Source organism: Marinimicrobium sp. UBA4209 (genome assembly GCF_002381585.1).
Classification (GTDB): domain Bacteria; phylum Pseudomonadota; class Gammaproteobacteria; order Pseudomonadales; family Cellvibrionaceae; genus Marinimicrobium; species Marinimicrobium koreense.
Window position 1 is genome coordinate 11372 of sequence record NZ_DFTP01000006.1, and the last position, 1331, is coordinate 12702.

Sequence of the window (1331 nt, forward strand, 5' to 3'; positions counted from 1 at the left end):
AGTCCCTCCGCTTACGGTCTTGGAAAGGTTCACCCCCTCCGCAGCCCTCAGTGCCATACGTCGCGCTGGTTGGGGTTGGTTACGGCGGATGCGCGCTTCGCGCTTATCCGCCCTACGCATACTACGGCAGGTCGTGTAGGGCGGATAAGCGAAGCGCATCCGCCGTAACCGATCGTGACCCATCCGCCGTAACCCAAACTCTACGCCGCCTTCATCGCCTGCCGCATCACGACACCCCAATCGAGCAACAACTCTTCCAATAGTAGCTGTTTGTTGGGGTTGGCGCCGCTGAGCCACTGGCTTTTGACGGTCAGGAGCTTTTCCAGGTACCGGTGCAGGAGCGCGGGTGGGATGCGCTGGAATTGGTGTTGGAGGTGATCCGGCAGCGGTTTGAAGGTGGATACGTCGGCGCCGGCCTGCCAGCGGGCCAGGTCGTAGAGCCATATCAGGAGCCATTCGATGGCTTCGCCGACGTCGCCTTTTTGCCATTGGTCAGCAAGTTGGATTGCGGTGAGCTGCTGGTCGCAGAGTCTGATGAAGTCTTTTTCGCGCTGGCGGCGTTGTTCCAGGGCGTCGCCTTCGAGTAGGGCCAGGGCGTGCAGGGGTGCGCCTCGGCCCAGTTCGAGCAGGGCTTCGGGTTCGAAGCCGCTGCCGGAGACCAGGGGGTTGAGCCAGTTCAGGACCTGGGCCTGGGGCGGGATGGCGAAGCTGCGCAGTTGGCAGCGGCTGCGGATGGTGGGCAGCACGGCGCTGGGGGTATGGCTGATGAGGATCAGCACGGTGTCGTCAGCAGGCTCTTCCAGGGTTTTGAGCAGGGCGTTGGCGGAGTTGGCGTTCATGGCTTCGGCCGGCTCGAGGATGACGACTTTGTAGCCGCCCTGTTGGGCGGTGGTGCCCAGGGTCTGGGTGAGTTCGCGGATGACGTCGATTTTGATGGCTTTGCCCGGCTCTTCCGGTTGCAGAACGGTGAGGTCGGGGTGGGTCTGGGCTTTGAGCAGGCCGCAGCTGTGGCATTTGCCGCAGGCGGTGTCTTGCTGGGGTGTCTGGCACAGGAGCCGCTGGGCGAGTGCGGTGGCCAGGTGGGCTTTGCCGATGCCTGGGGGGCCAGCGAACATGAGGGCGTGGGGCAGTTGGCCTTCGCTGATTTGGCGGTTGAGGCGTTGCCAGGGTTCTTTTTGCCAGGGGTATGGCAGGGCCGGGAAGTGTTCGGACATGGGGCGTCGGTTTCGGTTGAAGTTTGGCGGTATTGTACGCGTTCGGGTTGGTGGTTGCCCAGCGGTTGCTCCATCACGTCCGGCCCATGGAGGGGAAGCCCTTTCAAGACACGCCGT

General features: G+C 63.3%; 1 protein-coding gene. It reads right to left on the reverse strand.

The features are described 5' to 3' along the window. Nucleotides 1-200 precede the first annotated feature (200 nt). On the reverse strand, nt 201-1214 hold the full coding sequence (locus B3187_RS01345) for a DNA polymerase III subunit delta' (protein WP_286804295.1): 1014 nt from the start codon (nt 1212-1214) through the stop codon (nt 201-203). Nucleotides 1215-1331: the final 117 nt, after the last annotated feature.